12 protein-coding genes are annotated in these 16927 nt (G+C 41.2%); 2 read left to right on the top strand and 10 right to left on the bottom strand.

Annotated features, from left to right (window positions below):
• Positions 1-9: 9 nt before the first annotated feature.
• Both VK664_RS13040 and VK664_RS13035 read left to right on the top strand, forming a co-directional pair.
• Positions 10-1443 carry a RagB/SusD family nutrient uptake outer membrane protein gene (locus VK664_RS13040; protein ID WP_461399106.1) on the top strand — a complete coding sequence of 478 codons (1434 nt, stop codon included), beginning with the start codon at positions 10-12 and terminating at the stop codon, positions 1441-1443.
• A gap of 2 nt (positions 1444-1445) precedes the next feature.
• Positions 1446-3428 (top strand): isoaspartyl peptidase/L-asparaginase, encoded by a 1983-nt coding sequence (locus VK664_RS13035; protein WP_461399105.1) that lies wholly within the window; start codon positions 1446-1448, stop codon positions 3426-3428.
• A gap of 356 nt (positions 3429-3784) precedes the next feature.
• Here VK664_RS13035 and VK664_RS13030 read toward each other — a convergent pair whose 3' ends face one another.
• The 10 genes from VK664_RS13030 to VK664_RS12985 form a co-directional block, all read right to left on the bottom strand.
• On the bottom strand, positions 3785-4183 hold the full coding sequence (locus tag VK664_RS13030; protein WP_461399104.1) for a c-type cytochrome: 399 nt from the start codon (positions 4181-4183) through the stop codon (positions 3785-3787).
• A gap of 74 nt (positions 4184-4257) precedes the next feature.
• Positions 4258-7188: an NHL domain-containing protein gene (locus tag VK664_RS13025; RefSeq protein WP_461399103.1), complete on the bottom strand. Its 2931-nt coding sequence runs from the start codon at positions 7186-7188 to the stop codon at positions 4258-4260.
• Between the two features lie 146 nt (positions 7189-7334).
• Positions 7335-9716, bottom strand: a complete 2382-nt coding sequence (locus VK664_RS13020) for an FtsX-like permease family protein (protein ID WP_461399102.1) — start codon at positions 9714-9716, stop codon at positions 7335-7337.
• A gap of 253 nt (positions 9717-9969) precedes the next feature.
• Positions 9970-10341 carry a hypothetical protein gene (locus tag VK664_RS13015; RefSeq protein WP_461399101.1) on the bottom strand — a complete coding sequence of 124 codons (372 nt, stop codon included), beginning with the start codon at positions 10339-10341 and terminating at the stop codon, positions 9970-9972.
• Positions 10342-10883: 542 nt separating this feature from the next.
• Positions 10884-11642, bottom strand: coding sequence for a 3-keto-disaccharide hydrolase (locus VK664_RS13010; protein WP_461399100.1), 759 nt, complete (start codon positions 11640-11642; stop codon positions 10884-10886).
• 69 nt (positions 11643-11711) lie between these two features.
• Complete coding sequence (locus tag VK664_RS13005) at positions 11712-13421, bottom strand: GMC oxidoreductase (protein ID WP_461399099.1); 1710 nt, start codon at positions 13419-13421, stop codon at positions 11712-11714.
• A gap of 32 nt (positions 13422-13453) precedes the next feature.
• Positions 13454-14020, bottom strand: a complete 567-nt coding sequence (locus VK664_RS13000) for a gluconate 2-dehydrogenase subunit 3 family protein (protein ID WP_461399098.1) — start codon at positions 14018-14020, stop codon at positions 13454-13456.
• 10 nt (positions 14021-14030) lie between these two features.
• Positions 14031-14987 carry a sugar phosphate isomerase/epimerase family protein gene (locus VK664_RS12995; protein WP_461399097.1) on the bottom strand — a complete coding sequence of 319 codons (957 nt, stop codon included), beginning with the start codon at positions 14985-14987 and terminating at the stop codon, positions 14031-14033.
• Between the two features lie 9 nt (positions 14988-14996).
• Positions 14997-16250, bottom strand: coding sequence for an MFS transporter (locus VK664_RS12990; protein ID WP_461399096.1), 1254 nt, complete (start codon positions 16248-16250; stop codon positions 14997-14999).
• A 24-nt stretch (positions 16251-16274) separates the two neighbouring features.
• Positions 16275-16927 (bottom strand): sugar phosphate isomerase/epimerase family protein (locus tag VK664_RS12985; protein ID WP_461399095.1); only part of this gene is annotated, 653 nt, incomplete at its 5' end.

The raw sequence follows: 16927 nt of genomic DNA, 5'->3' as shown, positions 1-16927 counted from the left end.
GTAACGACAATGAGAAAAATAAATAATTTTTACAAAAGCCTGACTCTGGGAATAAGTGTAGTTGCATTAGGGGTTGTGTCCTGTAACAAACAGATCGATCTGTTACCTACAGATACAATCGATCCATCGAAGGCATTTAAGACCGTAAAAGATATTAATGCAGGATTGTTGGGTGCATATAATAAACTGAACTATTATTCAAATGTCTTTTATACATCCAGGATCACAGATGAAGTGATGCTCCCTTCCGAAAACAGTACCGGTTCTGGTGTAGCTACTTATCGCTGGCAATATGATGGAAGTTTTGTACACGATGCCTGGCCTGATAATTACATAGCAATCGATCGTGCAAACCGGGTACTTGCAGTAGTAGATGATATAGAAGCGAAGCCGGCAGAGGTCGTCCTGAAAGATCAGTACAAGGGAGAATTACTTGCAATACGCGCTTATTGTCATTTTGAACTGATAAGAAATTTCGCAGAGAAATACGAGGCGGGTAAAATGGGTGTCCCATATATGGAGGTATCAGAGGTCGGCAGTCCCGAACGTCTCAGCTTTGAAGCGGTGATGGTAAAGATCAATGCAGACCTGGTTGCAGCTAAAGCCCTCATACCTGCATCTTTTGATGACAGAACAAGAATTACCAGGAATGCTGTATCAGCCATACAGGCAAGGGTAGCTCTATACGAAAAGAACTGGGATAATGCTATCACATATGCTTCAGAGGCAATCACTGCTGTGGCTCTGGCTTCACGCACAGACTTTCCTAAAATATGGAAAGATCAAACCAATAATGAGGTGCTATGGAAGTTGAAAAGGGTGGCTTCCGATCCGGAAACACCATTGGGAAATCTTTATACACAGGCGGGCTTTTTAACAAACCCTGCAGGCAGTCGTATTTATTATGCGGCATCGAATGAACTTACGAATCTTTTTGACCAGGCAAACGATATACGTTTCTCTTCTTATATTATTATCGATCCGCAAAGAAAAGCAGATGGCAAAATACCAAATGCGGTAATAAAATATACAGGGGGTGATGCTGCCAATCCAAACAGGGTGGATATAAAGCTATTCCGCAGCGGTGAAATGTACCTGATAAGATCAGAAGCATATGCCGAAAAGAACGACCTTGTATCTGCGGCCACCAGTCTGAATTCACTTCGTAGAACCAGGATCAGCGGATATGTAGATCAGGCTTTCGCAACAAAGGATGCTTTAATAACAGCTTTACAAACTGAACGCTTTAAAGAACTCGCATTCGAAGGTCATCGCCACTATGATCTCAGAAGATGGAACTTGCCAATTACACGAAACCCCGATGACGCAGTAAATGCACTTGGCGCAGTACTGCTTACACCAGACAAAGCACAGTATGTGTTTCCTATCCCAAATAGTGAGCTAAAAGCAAATAAAAATATAAAACAAAATCCCGGCTATTGATCATGACAAAATTTGTTATCGCAGTTCCCCTGAAAATGATGATTGCTTTTTTTGTAGCAGGCATCTTAAGTATCAATATCGCGGATGCACAAGCGAAAAAGAGCGCATCTTTAAATCTGAGCGGTGATCCTAAAGATGTAACGACTGTTACAAAAGGAGGGGTGGCCCTGATAGGTGGAGGAGGCAACGTAGATGGAGCTTTTAAATGGATGATAGACAGAAGCGGCGGAGGAGATGTAGTAGTGATCCGGGCTTCGGGAGATTATCTGTATGATGACGATATCAGCAAATTAGGCAAGGTAAATTCAATAGAAACTTTGCTGATCAATTCACGCGATGTAGCTAATGATGAGAAAACTGCATCTACCATAAGGAATGCCGAGATGCTTTTCATTACGGGAGGCGATCAGTCGAACTATATGAAATTCTGGAGAAATACAAAGACTTCAGAAGCCATCAACTATCTTCTTAACAAAAAGAAAGTGCCGGTTGGAGGCACGAGTGCAGGATGTGCAGTATTAAGCGGCTTTTATTATAGCGGTGAAACAGGAAGCGCCACTGCAGCACAGGCCATGAATCCATATGATACCCTGGTTACTCTTTATAATAATGATTTTCTTCATCCCCCATTTTTAAAGAACGTTATAACAGACCAGCATTATGTGGCACGCAAGCGACAGGCAAGGCATGTTACCTTCATGAGTCGTATCATAACCGATTGGAAAACATTTCCCAAAGGAATCGCGCCTGATGAAAGAACGGCTGTATGTGTTGATGAGAATGGTATAGCGAAAGTAATAGGCGAAGGCAAAGCATATTTTTTATTGACCAGCCCTTCCGCTCCACCCGAACTTTGCGCAGCTGGTAAACCAGTACAATGGGAGGCCGGGAAAAAGGCCATTAAAGTATATGAGATCCAGGGCTCAGAAAACGGTGCTGGTCGTTTTTCAGTAGTCGATTTTGATACCACCAAAGCACAAGGAGGAAAATGGAACTGGTGGTGGATGGAAAATGGAAAATTACATCAGGGAGGAGAAGGTAACTATGTTATGATAATTCATGGTGGCGCTGGTACTATTTTAAAAAGTACGATGACTCCTGAAAAAGAAAAAGCCTACCGCGATGGACTTCAGAAATCTCTCGAAGCGGGCTACGCGAAAATCAAATCGGGTGCTTCCAGTCTTGATGCGGTAGAAGCTGCCATCCGCGTATTGGAAGATGATCCATTGTTCAATGCAGGGAAGGGTGCAGTGTTTACACATGATGGGAAAAATGAAATGGATGCTGCTATTATGAATGGAAACACGCTGGCTGCAGGCGCAATAGCAGGGGTAAGAACGATCCGTAATCCTATTTCAGCTGCACGTGCCGTGATGGAAAAATCAGAACATGTAATGATGGTAGGTGCCGGTGCTGAACAATTTGCGAAAGAAGTAGGAATTGAAATTGTCGATCCATCTTATTTTCGTACTCCTGAAAGATGGCAGGGTCTGCAGGATGCACTAAAAGAAGATTCTCTCAAATCAAAACTCGATCATAGTTCAGCGCCGCTTAAGGGCACTATTAATGTAGATAACAAATTTGGAACGGTAGGTTGTGTTGCCCTGGACAAGAACGGTCTGCTGGCAGCGGGAACTTCCACAGGTGGAATGACAAATAAAAAATATGGACGTGTAGGTGATGCACCTATTATCGGCGCGGGCACCTATGCCAATTCAACTGTTGGTATTTCGTGTACTGGTTGGGGTGAGTTCTATATCCGGAATGTAGTAGCTCATGATCTCAGTGCTTTAATGGAGTATAAAGGATTATCCATCCAGGAAGCAGGCCGCATAGTTACTGAAAAAGTAGGCCGCCTCGGTGGCGACGGCGGTCTTATCGCCCTCGACAAAAACGGTAATATTGCCATGCCTTTTAATACGGAAGGGATGTATCGTGGAGCGGTTACTAAGGATGGGAAGATCGAAATAGAGATTTATAAATGAGATAGTATCTGGCTGTATTCATTCTGAAGTTTTGTTTTTTATTCTTGCACCCAGGTTCGGGTATGACCGAAGCAACGCTTTTTCATTATTTGGATACGGTCTCTATTTAGTAGCAAACAGCAAAACCGTCTTAACAGGGCGGTTTTGTTATTTCAGATATAAATAGAATAATATTAGGTTTAAGAGTTGGCCGGTTCAGGAACTACTTTGTCCGCTTCACCAGTTTAGTACTTGTATTGGTAGAGGCCGTAGATACATTTGCAATGCAGCACTGTCTACCAAATACAACTTTATTCACAAACGGCGAATGAAAATGTTTTTCAACTTGAAGAGAGCCGCAAACCTAAGGGTAGTTATTAATTTTCAAGTACTTCCTTTGGAGCTTCTTTTGGCTCTTTGTCTCCCCTGTGGCAGGTAAAGCAGGTTATGCTTGCGATAGTGTCCTTGTTTTCCTTGAAATATTTTTTGTTAATTTTCATGGACATGCGCATCATGCCCCGGGCAATATCTTTATGCTTATTTTCATCGCTTGCGAAATCCAGCTTCTTTGGATCTGTTTTACTTTCGGCGTGACAAAAACCGCATTTTACACCCAAAGCAGTCTTAAATTCTTTCATGACTATTTCCAATTCATCATTAGTAATGTTTTTGTTTAGCACTTTTAGATTCTTAAATTTCGGTTCCGCGGTAAAACTTACAGAACAGAATGCGATAACAAGTACTACTAAAGATAGAACGAACATTTTTCGGCGCATATACATTGGTTTATATCCGGAATATACTTAATTTCTTACTTCCGCAAAAACATTATCCCAAAACACTGAGAAAGCTACCGGATCAGAATAACACTACCTCTCATGTTCTGAACTGATTCTCCTTCCAGCTGGTAAACACAGCGCCATACAAAAGTGTTGCTGTTCTGATTTCCGTTATGGAGATTGCCATCCCATCCTTTTGTAGGATCGTTACTTTGAAAAATAAGTTGCCCCCAGCGATTATAAATTTGGAACTGGTACTGTTTAACGTTTCCGAGAAGAATTGGCTTCAACATATCATTTTTGCCATCATGGTTAGGGGTGAAAGCTGTGGGCATAAAAAATCCCTTTAAACAATCACGGGGTAAAACGATAATTGTATCTGTTCCATTACATCCATGCTGATCTTTGACCCGTAACCGATATTCTCCCGGTTGTTTAATTGATATCGAAGGATCGGTCGAACCGGTACTCCATAAATAACTGTTGAATCCGACAGATGGTTTTAATAGCAGATTCCCATAAGTACAAACATCTGTATCGGGCGGTAAAAAGCCGGCAGGAGGCGGAAGAATAGTAGTGATATTAGTAAAATCAGCACCGGTACAACCATTTTTATCGGTCACAATTACAGAATACATACCGATACCGCCAACTAAGATGGTTCTGTCGGTTGATCCCGTGTTCCACAAATAAGAATTGAAATTTCCAGCATCAAGCGTTCTGCCGCTTCCAGCACAAAGCGTATTGCTATGATCAAGTGATACAACCGGATCCGGGTGAATGGTTATAGAAATAGCGTTACTAGTAGCCTGGGTATTAATAGTACAGTCAGCATCTGAAGTAAGAGTGCATGTTATGACGTCAGTTTGCACCAGACTGTTATCAATATATTTCTTATTGTTGCTTCCAACGGGCGATCCATTCTTTTTCCATTGATATACAGGATGCAGGCCTTCATTCAATGCAGTAGCAGTAAACTCCACGGTGGTGTTTTTGCAGATTGCATTTGCAGATGCGGCAATGGTAACCGAGGGCTGAACAGATGGTGTAACAGCCATGGGAATGGCAAGACTTGTTGTAAAAGGACTTACTACACAAGTAAGACTGGAAAGCATTGCACACATGATCACATCTCCATTGTTAACAGAATTAGAAGTATATGTGGGCGAATTAATAAAAAGATTGACGCCGTTGTGAATCCATGTGTAAAGTGGCGCCGAACCCGCATGTGTAGCCGTAGATGTAAAGGTCACGGGTTTACCCGAACAGATATTATTGTCAGATGCCACCATAGTTAAAGTGGGTTTTTCTTTCGGGGTTACGGTCATGGTAAGAGCATTGCTGACAGCTGTATTACCAATAAGACAATTTGCGTTGGAAGTAAGAACACAACTGATAATGTCCCCATCCACCAAATAATTGTCGGTATAACTTCTTGAACCTACTTGTACCGTGACGCCGTTTTTCTTCCATTCAAACACCGGTAAAGATCCTTCATGCGCAGGAGCAGCTGCGAAGATCACAGAAGCACCTTCGCAGTTAATGGTGGAGGAAGTAGTGATTGTCAACGACGGATTGGTAGGTACTTCAACTGTTAATAATCCCGGCATGGAAAATATCGTACCGCAGATGTTCGTTACAGCACATCGGTATTTATAATTCGTCATGGTTGTTGTAGCGCCTGTTATGAATAAAGTGCCTGTACCGGACCCGGAATAAACGGCATCGTCGACTAGATCATTCCATCCGTTGCCTGCATCCAATTGCCATTCGTAGCCGACAACATTTGAGGCGGCAATGCTGAAAGTTGCATTTCCGGCCCCGCACAGTTCAATATCCGATGGTTGCTGACTTATAGATGGCGTAATGCAATTGATGATCTTCCTTATTACATTGCCATTCTGGTAATTAACAAAGTAAATATTGTCATTTGCATCAATAGTGATTTTTCCTTCTGTTAATACCATAGATGCAAGGATAGCAGGCCCGCCGTCTCCGGAATAACCTGGGACTCCGTTTCCTGCATATGTCGTAATTATACCCGAAGGATCTATTTTCCTGATGACATGGTTGTAATCACCCACATAAAGATTGCCACTATTGTCCACTACAACACTACCCGGAAAGGCAAACTTTGAGTTAATCGCCTGACCCCCATCACCACTGTAACCACTACCACCATTTCCGGCAATCGTTGTAATGATACCTGTAGTGCTGATCTTGCGGATCCGATGATTTTGTATATCGGAAACATATACATTCCCTGCATTGTCTATTGCTGTACTGCCAGGATATGCCAACTGTGCAGAAGTCGCTGGCCCCCCGTCCCCCGAAAAACCATAAGTTTTATTTCCGGCGATTGTTGTGACTATGCCTGAAGTATTTACCTTTCTGATGATATTGCATCCATAGTCTGATATATATAAATTACCAGACTGATCCATTGTAAGCGAAGAGATTGCTTTAAACTGCGCCGACGCCAAAGGACCTCCATCACCTGCTCCGCAATTATTTATCCAAAGTCCCGATATGGTTGTAATGATACCAGATGCATCAATCTTCCTGATACAGGTTCCGCCCGCATCTGTAAAAATAATATTTCCGGCGTTGTCTGCAACTATAGAATTAGGACGATGTAAAAGAGCGTCTGTTGCGAGCCCCCCGTCTCCGGAATAGCCGTATAAGCCTTTTTTTCCTGCAATGGTTGTTATGATGCCTGATACGTCAATTTTTCGGATTGTATTATCACCCGTCTGTGCTATATATATGTTACCTGCATTATCAATTGCAGGAGTGCAATAATACATATCCGAAAGCCGGGCATTTATCGCTGGTCCCCCATCGCCCGTATATCCATTCGTGCCATTACCTGCAACAGTGGTAATGATCTGAGCATGTAAAGAAAAATTAAACAATAATAATAAAAATGAAAGAAGATACCTTAAGGTTGTTATGTTCTTCGCCCGGTTGATGTCGGCCGGTGGCTCAATTGGATTTCGCACAAGTCACATTTTGGGTATCGGATTTAATATCTGTTATTCAGTTTTGCGACAATATACTGTAAAACTTTAACAGATCATAACGTATATGAATAAGTTTATATGATTTCAAATAAATATCCTCAGTCATATAATTCGTGGAAATCTTATTAAGTGCTTTTCAGGCTTTCAATAGGGTTCGCCATAGATGCTCTGGCAGTTTGGATGCCAATTGTTAATACCGCAATTAGAAAAATAATGATTGCCGCTGAAATAAAATATACCGGGGTTAAAGCTATCCGATAGGCAAAGCTATTTAACCAGTTATTTGCTGCAATGTAGCTTAGTGGCAATCCAACAAGAATAGACAAACCAACGATCCTGGCAAAATCAACGGATAACAAATAAATGATGGCCATCCGGCTTGCACCTAATGTTCTTCGTATCCCGATTTCTTTGATCCTTTGCTCCGCTGCAAAAGTTGTCAACCCCAGCAACCCCAGGCAGGATATAAGAATTGCCAATGCGGCAAAATATTTGGAAAGCGTAATAATGATTTCCTCTGCGGCGTATTGTGCCTGATAATCGTCACTCAGGAACTTGTAATCGAAATACGTTCCCGAATTAAATTCTTTATAGTATTTACGGATCGCTGCAATTGCCTGTTTGTGCTTTTCTTTAGCAACCCGGATCAGAACCAATTGACATGCCTGAAGATCCATTCTGAAGATAAATGGCTTAATCTCTTCATGCAATGAATTGAAGTGAAAATCCTTCACTATACCTACTATCGTTCTTTCCTTATCCCATAAGGTAATTTTTTTCCCGATAGGGTCACGAAGTTCCATCACACGCGCAGCCGATTCGTTTAGTATTATGGAGGTTGAATCGGCAAACTTCCTGGAAAAAGATCGGCCCGCCACCATTTTTATTCCCAGCGTTTCTATTGCGTCGAAGTCGACTCCTGATTGGTAGAACCTGATCTTGTCATCGGCATTCTTTCCATCCCAGTAAACGCCTGGAGCTGGCATGAAGGATGGCAAAATTATAGTATTCTGAATGCTTGATACCTGGGTGACCCCGGGAAATGTCTTTATTTCCGCCAGAAAAGCATCAAGGTTCTGCTCCACACGTCCCTGCTTCTCGAAATAGATTATATTGTCTTTATCATAACCGGGATTGATTGTCTGGACAAACTTTATCTGGTTGAGAACAACCATAACCACAGCAATAAATAACATAGATAAACTAAATTGAAAAAGCACGAGGCCTTTCCTGATAAATATGCCTCTGGCTGAACCTACCCATTTTCCGTTAAGTACAGCGACCGGGTTAAACCGGGATAAATAAAAGGCGGGATAACTTCCGGCAATAATACCCGTAACCAACGTAATCAGGATTACAGACAAAATAAGCCAGGGATCTAACCATAGCACAAATTGCTTTCCTGTGAGTGCTTTAAATTCAGGAAATAGCAAGATTACAATTATGATAGCGATTAACAACGATACGAAACTTAACAGGACAGATTCTCCCAAAAACTGAAAAGTAAGTGTGTGCCGCTCCGCACCCAGCGTTTTTTTTATGCCTACCTCTTTCATTCTTTCGGATGCCTTCGCAGTCGACAAATTCACAAAATTAATACAGGCAATAGCGAGAACACAAATTGCAATAATGGCAAATAGTTTTACGAATTCGATTCTTCCGCCCTTCTGTAATCCATTTTCATAAACGCCATGTAAGTAGCTGTCGGAGTATTTTGCAAGAAAGATAGTGTTAGTTGAATTTGGTATATGCTGCTTTATAAAATTGGCGGCTTTTTTATTAAGCTCCCCTGCCTTTACGCCCTTATTTAAAACTACAAATGTGTTGAAAGGACCTCCACTTAAATCCGGAGTGTTTCCCGAAGCTTTCATAATTTCACCCCAGGACGAAATAGGTACCAGAAAATCAAATTGAATCGACGAATTAGGTGGGAAATCTTCGAATACGCCTGAAATTACGGGCTCCCGCTTAATCGATAACCAGTTCCATTTTATCACTTTGCCCACCACTCCTTCAGTAGTGTCAAATAACATTTTTGCCAGTCGTGCCGATATCACGATGGAATTGATATTGGCCAGGGCAGTATTTTCCTCTCCGTCTAAAAAATTACGGGGAAAAACCTTAAAGAAATCTTTGCCGACAAAATTTCCCATTCCCTTGACAGCATCGTTATTATCATAGGATATACTAAAGGATTTGAACCATTCGGCCGGAGTGGTGACTACTTCATTTTGAATGTCCGGAAATGTATTCTTAAGCGCCTGTCCAAGTATAACACTTCCACTATTGCCTGTATTAATACCGTCAGGTTGCCGGTCATTGATCATCACACTATAAATTCTATCGGAATTCGTATAAAATTTATCAACATGCAACTCATCATAAATCCACAAATAAATGAATAGACAGCATACAAACCCTGCAGATAATCCAACAAGATTGACAAGGTACGTTGTTCTTGAGCGACTGAACTTCTTGAAAAAATAATGCAGGCTTCGTTTCAACATAGAATAAATTTGTCCTTACAAATGTAAAAACAATTTAGAACTGTGGCCGCTCTGAAAGGCACCTATTTTAAACTTCCAACAAGTGACGTATCTTGACCAACGTTACGCAATTATGAGATCACTTCTTTCATTTTATTCATCATTACGCTGGTGGGTTGTTTTGGTCAGACAAAATACGTTACCTTGTAAATGATGTTGTTATCGATAACCCTTATAGTCTATATTATTTTTAAAAGCGGTCCGTACAGCTACCCTAAGGTTTAAGTATTTTCTTTTGTTTGTTTTTATCAATCAATGTAATACTTGTACCATTATTCCTGGCTAATGCATGTATACCGGGAGCGGTGGAATCATTGAGTAACAGTAAGGCAGATCCGTCCTTAGAAGCCCCTAGTTTTACTCTTATAGTCCCTTCAGCATCCCTTAAACGAAAAACGGTTTCACCGTTGGCTTCAACCGATAACATTGCGCGACTTTGTCCTTTATCATCAACAAGCTCAATTGACCTTGCACGAATAACACTTGCGGTGGTTTGTGTATTGTTTTGCTTTGATTGAGCTACAAGGTTGATAATAATACATAAGTTCGCCAAAGCGAAAACAACTACAAATATATTTTGTTTCATATAAGGAGTTTTAAACGTGTCTCAATGAATTGTATAATGGAACGAATTGTAAAATGGAACACTTTTTTTGATAGAAACCCTATATGCAATTTCAAAATTATATTCGTAGTGCTCCATTTTATTTACATCTATAGTGGCTTTTACTTGATAAACGCCCATTTTAGGAACAGCTGGGGCATTGAATCCACACCATTGGAAACATCATTGAAGTGTTTAGGAGCATCTTTGAAAATATTGTAAAGGAAAATCTGTACAAATGAAAAAACTATATAAAGATGTACTTAAAGAAAATGGAATCAAATTAGATCTGATATCATCTACATCTTAGATAGACACTAGGAGACTCACTTTTCCACGGTCAAAAAAAAATTTACCGCGAGGAAATGATTACCTACCCCAAAAATGGATGGGCGCTGATGGGTTTATATAAAAGCATGATTGGCAAATAAAAACAAAGAAGCAAATGCAGTTATGAAACGATTCAATAAAGCATGGAAACGGGTGGATGTCAGGATCAGCTCGTCAAGAATATAAATGAAACATTAAATGGATTTTTTTATCCTGATATTCCTGTACCACACTTCTGCACCATGATCCTGTAAAGCAATATGCCCGGATTTGAATGAACCAAATCCAGGCATTTTTTTGAACTTGCTGTTAGCAATTGATTGCTTCCACTTGTCATCACGTAAATTAAATGAGAGATTTTGTGTATTATTAAGAGTCACCTCAACTTTGCCATTATTACATGTAACCACTACTTTGTTCCATTGTCCATATCCCTTTGCTGCTTTTGACGTAGCTGGAATAAGATCGTATATATCACCGGCATCCCGTTTGTAAACATGTGCGTCAACATTATATTCATTGTCGCAAACTTGTAACTCGAATCCGGAATGCCAGGTTTCTTTATATTTGGAGGTGTCTTCCTGTACATAAAACAGTATTCCGCTGTTTGCTGCTTTCGAGATTTTCCATTCAATCTCAAATACAAAATTATCAAACTCCTGGTCTGTGACCAGGTCGCCGCCTCCGGCTGTTTGGTATTTATTTTTCGGACCATTATGTAAATGAATGGACCCGCTATCAGCCTGCCAGGCAGGACCAGCTGTACTTGTTCCATATGAATGCCATCCTGCCAAAGACCTGCCATCAAATAGATTTATCCAGGCTTCATCGTTAGCATCGGAAGAATCAACCACAACCTTACTTTTTTCAATTGTAGTGATTTCCGGAGCCTGGCTATCTCCGCAGGCCACTAGCAGGAAACATAACGCAGAACAGAAAATGGCATTTTTCATAAAGTAACGGGCTTTGAAGACTTTGATATACAGGTTCACTTTGTTCGATTACACATTATCCTTGTTCAATTACAGGTTACCTTTTTTCAATTGTTCAACTGCATAATTAGCAGCCCTTGCCGTAATAGTCATAAAAGTTAACGAAGGACTTTGCGAACCGTAAGATGTCATACATGAGCCATCTGTGACAAATACATTTTGACAACTATGTATCTGGTTCCACTTGTTTAACATTGATGTCTTTGGATCTTTGCCCATTCTCACTCCACCCATCTCATGAATGTCCAATCCGGGAGCCCAGTTGTTATCGCGTGTCTGAATATTTTTGCAGCCTGCCTTTTCCAGCATCTCAGATCCCTGGGTATAAAAATCCTTTATTTTTTTCTCGTCGTTATCATCATAGTCAACAGAAATATTAAGCAAGGGTATTCCCCATTCATCTTTCTCGTCCTTACTTAAGCGTACATGATTTGTTTCTTTAGGTATTGTTTCACCCTGCATCGATAAGTTTACCTTCCAGTCTCCCGGCTCAGTCATCTGGTCCTTTAATTCAGCTCCAATTAATCCTGAGTTATCATTGCCGGCAGGCCGACCTGCCTGTAAAAAGGAAACATACCCACGAAGGAAATCTGTTTCCTGTTTGTATACATTCCGGAAGTTGGGAATAAGGGTAGATGCAGGACGACGGCCGTAATAATATGCATCAAGAAATCCATCTATGTCAGCTGAGATGGATCCTCTGTAAATATGAAATCCAATGTACTTGCCAAGTACTCCACTATCATTTCCTAAGCCTTCCGGAAAACGATCTGATGTTGAATTCAGTAAAGTAAGATTTGAGTTTAAAGTGGCCGTATTCAGGAATATTACTTTGGAAAAATATTCAGTGACCTGTTTGGTTTGAGAATCGATAACTCTTACACCTGTCGCCTTTCCCTTTTTACTATCGTAAATAATTGAATGTACAACAGAGTAGGGCCTAAGGGTCAGGTTACCGGTTTTGGCGGCCCATGGCAGTGTAGAAGAATTAGCACTGAAGTAAGCACCGTAAGGACAACCCCGTACACATAAATTTCTTGCCTGGCATTTTCCTCTTCCCTGCTTTAAATGAAGTTCAGTAGGTTCAGTCAAATGAGCGCATCTCGCATTTACTACATACCTGTCTTTGTAACTGCTCATGATCCTTTTTTGCAACGTTTTTTCAACCACGTTAAGTTCCCATGGTGGCAGATATTCGCCGTCAGGAAAAGTTTCAAGACCGTCTTTGTTACCGCAAACTCCTACAAACTTCTCAACATGCGAATACCATGGTGCCAGGTCATCATAACGGATGGGCCAGTCTACTGCAAACCCGTCACGGGCCGGTCCTTCAAAATCAAATTTGTTCCATCGATGGCTGCCTCTTCCCCACATTAAAGATTTTCCACCAACCTGGTAACCACGAATCCAGTCAAATGGCTTTTCCTGCACATAGGGATGCTCCTTATCCTTCACAAAAAAATGCATCGAGTCTTCTTTGAAAGCGCTGCACCTGGAAATGATTGGATTGTCTTCCTTCACTTGCAACGGTAGCCTGTTGCGATGAGGAAAGTCCCAGGGATCAAGCGTCGCCGTAGTATAATCTTTGAGATGTTCAATGTTTTTACCCCGTTCCAAAACCAGCGTCTTGATACCATGATCGCATAATTCTTTGGCTGCCCAGCCACCCGTCATTCCTGATCCAATCACAATTGCATCAAATGTATTTTCAGCTACACCTTTAATATTCAGATATCCCATTTCAGTATTTTTATTTTAATATTCTTAAAAACTTATGATGCCCAGGCTTTGTCACCTTTCCGGTATGGTACATTACCATCGTATCGGCCTGGAACCGAAACATAGCGCCGCGCTTTGGTTGACCCAATCTCAGATGAGAAATAACCAAAAAGCGTTAGATTCTTCATCATCGAAAAATAGTGATCCTGTTCGCCTTTCTTCTTCGTCTTTGCATATTCTCCGGCCTCTTTGTCGAGAAGCTTAATAACCTGCTGTTTTTGCGAACTGGTCAGTTCCACAAAATCATCGTTATGTTTTTCATTACTCAACACATTTAATTTGGTAATACCGTCTATAAAGACCTGTTGATCTTTCTTATTGTAACAATCCGTTACATATAGTCTCATAAAGGCTCCTATTTTTGCAGCCTTGGCACCAGGTGAAGTCGATGTTGCCGGCAGGATTGTTTCACCAATTTCATCCAGTAATGCAATGTCTTCATCGGTTAGGAATTCACTTCGCTTTTTTTCAGATTTACACCCCGTTAAGAAAATGGATGGAGCAAGAATTGCCCCGCCAATTCCCATAAGTAGTGTGGAGACCGCCTTTCTTCTTTTCATTTTTTATTGTTTATAAATTAAGTGATAGACGCTCAAGTAATTTTTTTGTTGCCATTATACCATCATCCTCGCTGAGTACATTTCCTGCGTATTCAATTCCAATATATCCCTGGAAAGCCTTTGTTTTCGATTCTTTAACAATCCGGAGCAGCTTATTGAAGTCAATATTTATTTCATTTCCATCCGCATCAAAACTGCGTGATTTCGCACTCACACCCCTGGCATATGGCATCATTTCTTTTGTTCCTAAAAAGCGGTCATACGCTACATCACATTTTTTATCTGTACCCGTTTCACTCAAAGTCACACACCAGTTATCAAAGTCGGGCAGGGTTCCACAATAAGGATTATTAACCTGTTTCATCACGGTAGTAAGCCACTTGCCATCAGAAGACACTCCGCCATGATTTTCAACAATAACTCCAATTTTATTTTTCGATCCATACTCCGAAAGCCTTCCAAGCGCATCAATCGATGAGGCAGCCATCTCTTCAGGTGTTCCCTTACCTCTCAGATTCACTCTTATGGAATGACAGCCCAGGAATTTTGCGGCATCTATCCATTGATAATGATTTTCTACTGCTGCCCGGCGTTTAGTATCATCTGTCTCAGCGAGCGCACCAGCTGTGTCGACCATGATCAATACATTGCGTACACCGAGATCAGCAGTACGTTTTTTTAGCTCATTTAAATATTTCTGATCTTTCGCTTTGTCGCGGAAATATTGATCAACATATTCAACAGCATGAATGCCGAATTGATTTTTCGCTTTGGCAGGAAAATCCATATTCGTCATCTTCCCACTGGCAAGGGTTCTATGTAGTGACCATTCTGCAAGGGAGATCCTGAAGAAATTTTGTTTATCAGTACCGGCCATTGCTTTTAAAAAAGGAAGATGGGTAAGAACCCCAAGTGCCGCAGCAGCAAGACCTGCCTCCCGGAGAAATTCGCGTCTGTTATGTTTCATACAATTATTTTAGTTAGGGATCAATGCTTTTTTCCCCTCATCCGTTTGCGATTTATTCTTAGTTGTTTTCGGATCACGTGATCCGATAAGAAAGGCGATGGTTACGATAGTGGCAAATACCGCAGGAATAATCCAGAATTGTTGCCACTGTTGAAGCGCCTCTTTTCCCTGGCCGGTTACTGTATTATTAAATACCCATCCTGCTGCAAGTGTCCCCAGGCCCTGGCCAACGCCATAAGAAGCAAAAACAAATAACCCCTGGGTCTGGGCACGAACGGCTGTTGAAGCCATCCTGTCGAGATAGATCTGACCTGCGATATAAACAAAATCATAGCAGACACCATGTAGAAGAATCCCGGTAATGATCATCCAGCTGACAGCATCAGGTGCGCCAAATGCAAAAAGCGAATACCTTAATATCCATGCGCACATACCAATCACCACTACCCACTTTACGCCAAGCCTGTATAGGAACCAGGGCATCATCAGCAGGAAAACCGCTTCAGACATATTTCCAAAACTCATTTTAAATGCGGGAGTTGAAATTTCAGCGGTTCTTAGAAAAACAGGTACATAGGCATAATAAGTTGCCAGCGGGATACTTGTTAAAAGTATACTGATGATAAAAACGATTACAGGACGTGAGTTTAACTTTCTCAGTGCATCAAGACCGATGATATCTTTTATGGAAAGTTTTTCAGAGGTACTGCCAGGAGGAACATTTGGGAGTGTAAAACTGTATAATCCCATCAGAACGCCTGCCAACCCGGCCACCTGCATGGGCTTTCCTGTGTTATCGCCCTGCAGGATAAAACTAACAAGGATCCCTGCAAACGCCCAACCCAGAGTGCCAAAGACCCTGACCATAGGAAATTGTTTTTCTTTATCAGGCAAAAGATGGAAGGCAGTTGCAGTTGCCAGACCGATGGTTGGCATATAGCACAACATATTTACAAGTAGCAGTGAAAGAAAAACCGGCGGTGAAAAATACCGTCCTTCCGCGACAAAAGGCGCGCAGAATATCGCAATACCTGCTATTATATGCATCACACCCATTACCTTCTGCACTGAAAAAAAACGATCTGCTATCATTCCTAAAAATAAAGGAGCAACTATTGATCCTATCGGGCTTGCCATATAAGCGAGATAAATTATATCAGTCATCCCCGAACTCTTCATATAATTTCCTGCAGTGGCATACCATGCTCCCCAGATGAAAAATTGCAGGAACATCATTACCCTCAACCGAGCTTTTAAATACATGGACATATTAAATTACCGGCCTATTCAGGCCATTACTTTTTGATTTGTTTTCACTAGATTTTTCATGTATTTAAGTGCCATCAGGTTTGCCTTATCAACATCATTGATTCCACTGATCTTGTGATCTTTGATTTGAGGCAGGCAATATTCAGAAACCAGGTAACCATCATAACCAACTCCCTGCAGCGCATTCAGAAATGCTTTGTAATTGATTTGCCCACCAAAGGATGGAGCGGGATCCTGGACTACTTCACCTTTTTCATTTTCGCTGAAATTCCATGCTCCATAATGCGTCAGCACAATATGTTCTGCAGTCTTTTTTACCGACTCACGTACATAATCATCTGCCTGGCGATCGTAGTATAGCGGGACATCCAAACATAATTTTACATTTTTTCGATCCACCTCTTGCATCATCGATAATACATCTTCATAACCCGGTGTTATAACCGGAGCATGGTTTTGTAATGCGAGTGTGATGCCAAGGTCAGCAGCCTGGTCTGCCACTTCCCTGATTCCTTCAACCGCTTTTTTCCATTTGCGGAGATCGGCAGGATATAATCGTTTATAATGATTGCCGCGTTCATACGGACCATATAATGCTATCTCTTCCTCATCATCTATTATACCAGGCCATGCAGCAAATACTTTAACAAGATTCACATTAAGATCACTTG

This window comes from Flavitalea sp., from assembly GCF_035489435.1.
In the GTDB taxonomy this organism is placed as follows: Bacteria; Bacteroidota; Bacteroidia; order Chitinophagales; family Chitinophagaceae; genus DATHKG01.
This window is presented reverse-complemented; position numbering and strand designations above follow the sequence as displayed.

What these genes read in the sequence shown, in the direction of transcription:
- VK664_RS13040 (WP_461399106.1), top strand. Translation starts at nt 10, where the DNA reads ATGAGAAAAATAAATAATTTTTACAAAAGCCTGACTCTGGGAATAAGT.
- VK664_RS13035 (WP_461399105.1), top strand. Translation starts at nt 1,446, where the DNA reads ATGACAAAATTTGTTATCGCAGTTCCCCTGAAAATGATGATTGCTTTT.
- VK664_RS13030 (WP_461399104.1), bottom strand. Translation starts at nt 4,183, where the DNA reads ATGCGCCGAAAAATGTTCGTTCTATCTTTAGTAGTACTTGTTATCGCA.
- VK664_RS13020 (WP_461399102.1), bottom strand. Translation starts at nt 9,716, where the DNA reads ATGTTGAAACGAAGCCTGCATTATTTTTTCAAGAAGTTCAGTCGCTCA.
- VK664_RS13015 (WP_461399101.1), bottom strand. Translation starts at nt 10,341, where the DNA reads ATGAAACAAAATATATTTGTAGTTGTTTTCGCTTTGGCGAACTTATGT.
- VK664_RS13010 (WP_461399100.1), bottom strand. Translation starts at nt 11,642, where the DNA reads ATGAAAAATGCCATTTTCTGTTCTGCGTTATGTTTCCTGCTAGTGGCC.
- VK664_RS13005 (WP_461399099.1), bottom strand. Translation starts at nt 13,421, where the DNA reads ATGGGATATCTGAATATTAAAGGTGTAGCTGAAAATACATTTGATGCA.
- VK664_RS13000 (WP_461399098.1), bottom strand. Translation starts at nt 14,020, where the DNA reads ATGAAAAGAAGAAAGGCGGTCTCCACACTACTTATGGGAATTGGCGGG.
- VK664_RS12995 (WP_461399097.1), bottom strand. Translation starts at nt 14,987, where the DNA reads ATGAAACATAACAGACGCGAATTTCTCCGGGAGGCAGGTCTTGCTGCT.
- VK664_RS12990 (WP_461399096.1), bottom strand. Translation starts at nt 16,250, where the DNA reads ATGTATTTAAAAGCTCGGTTGAGGGTAATGATGTTCCTGCAATTTTTC.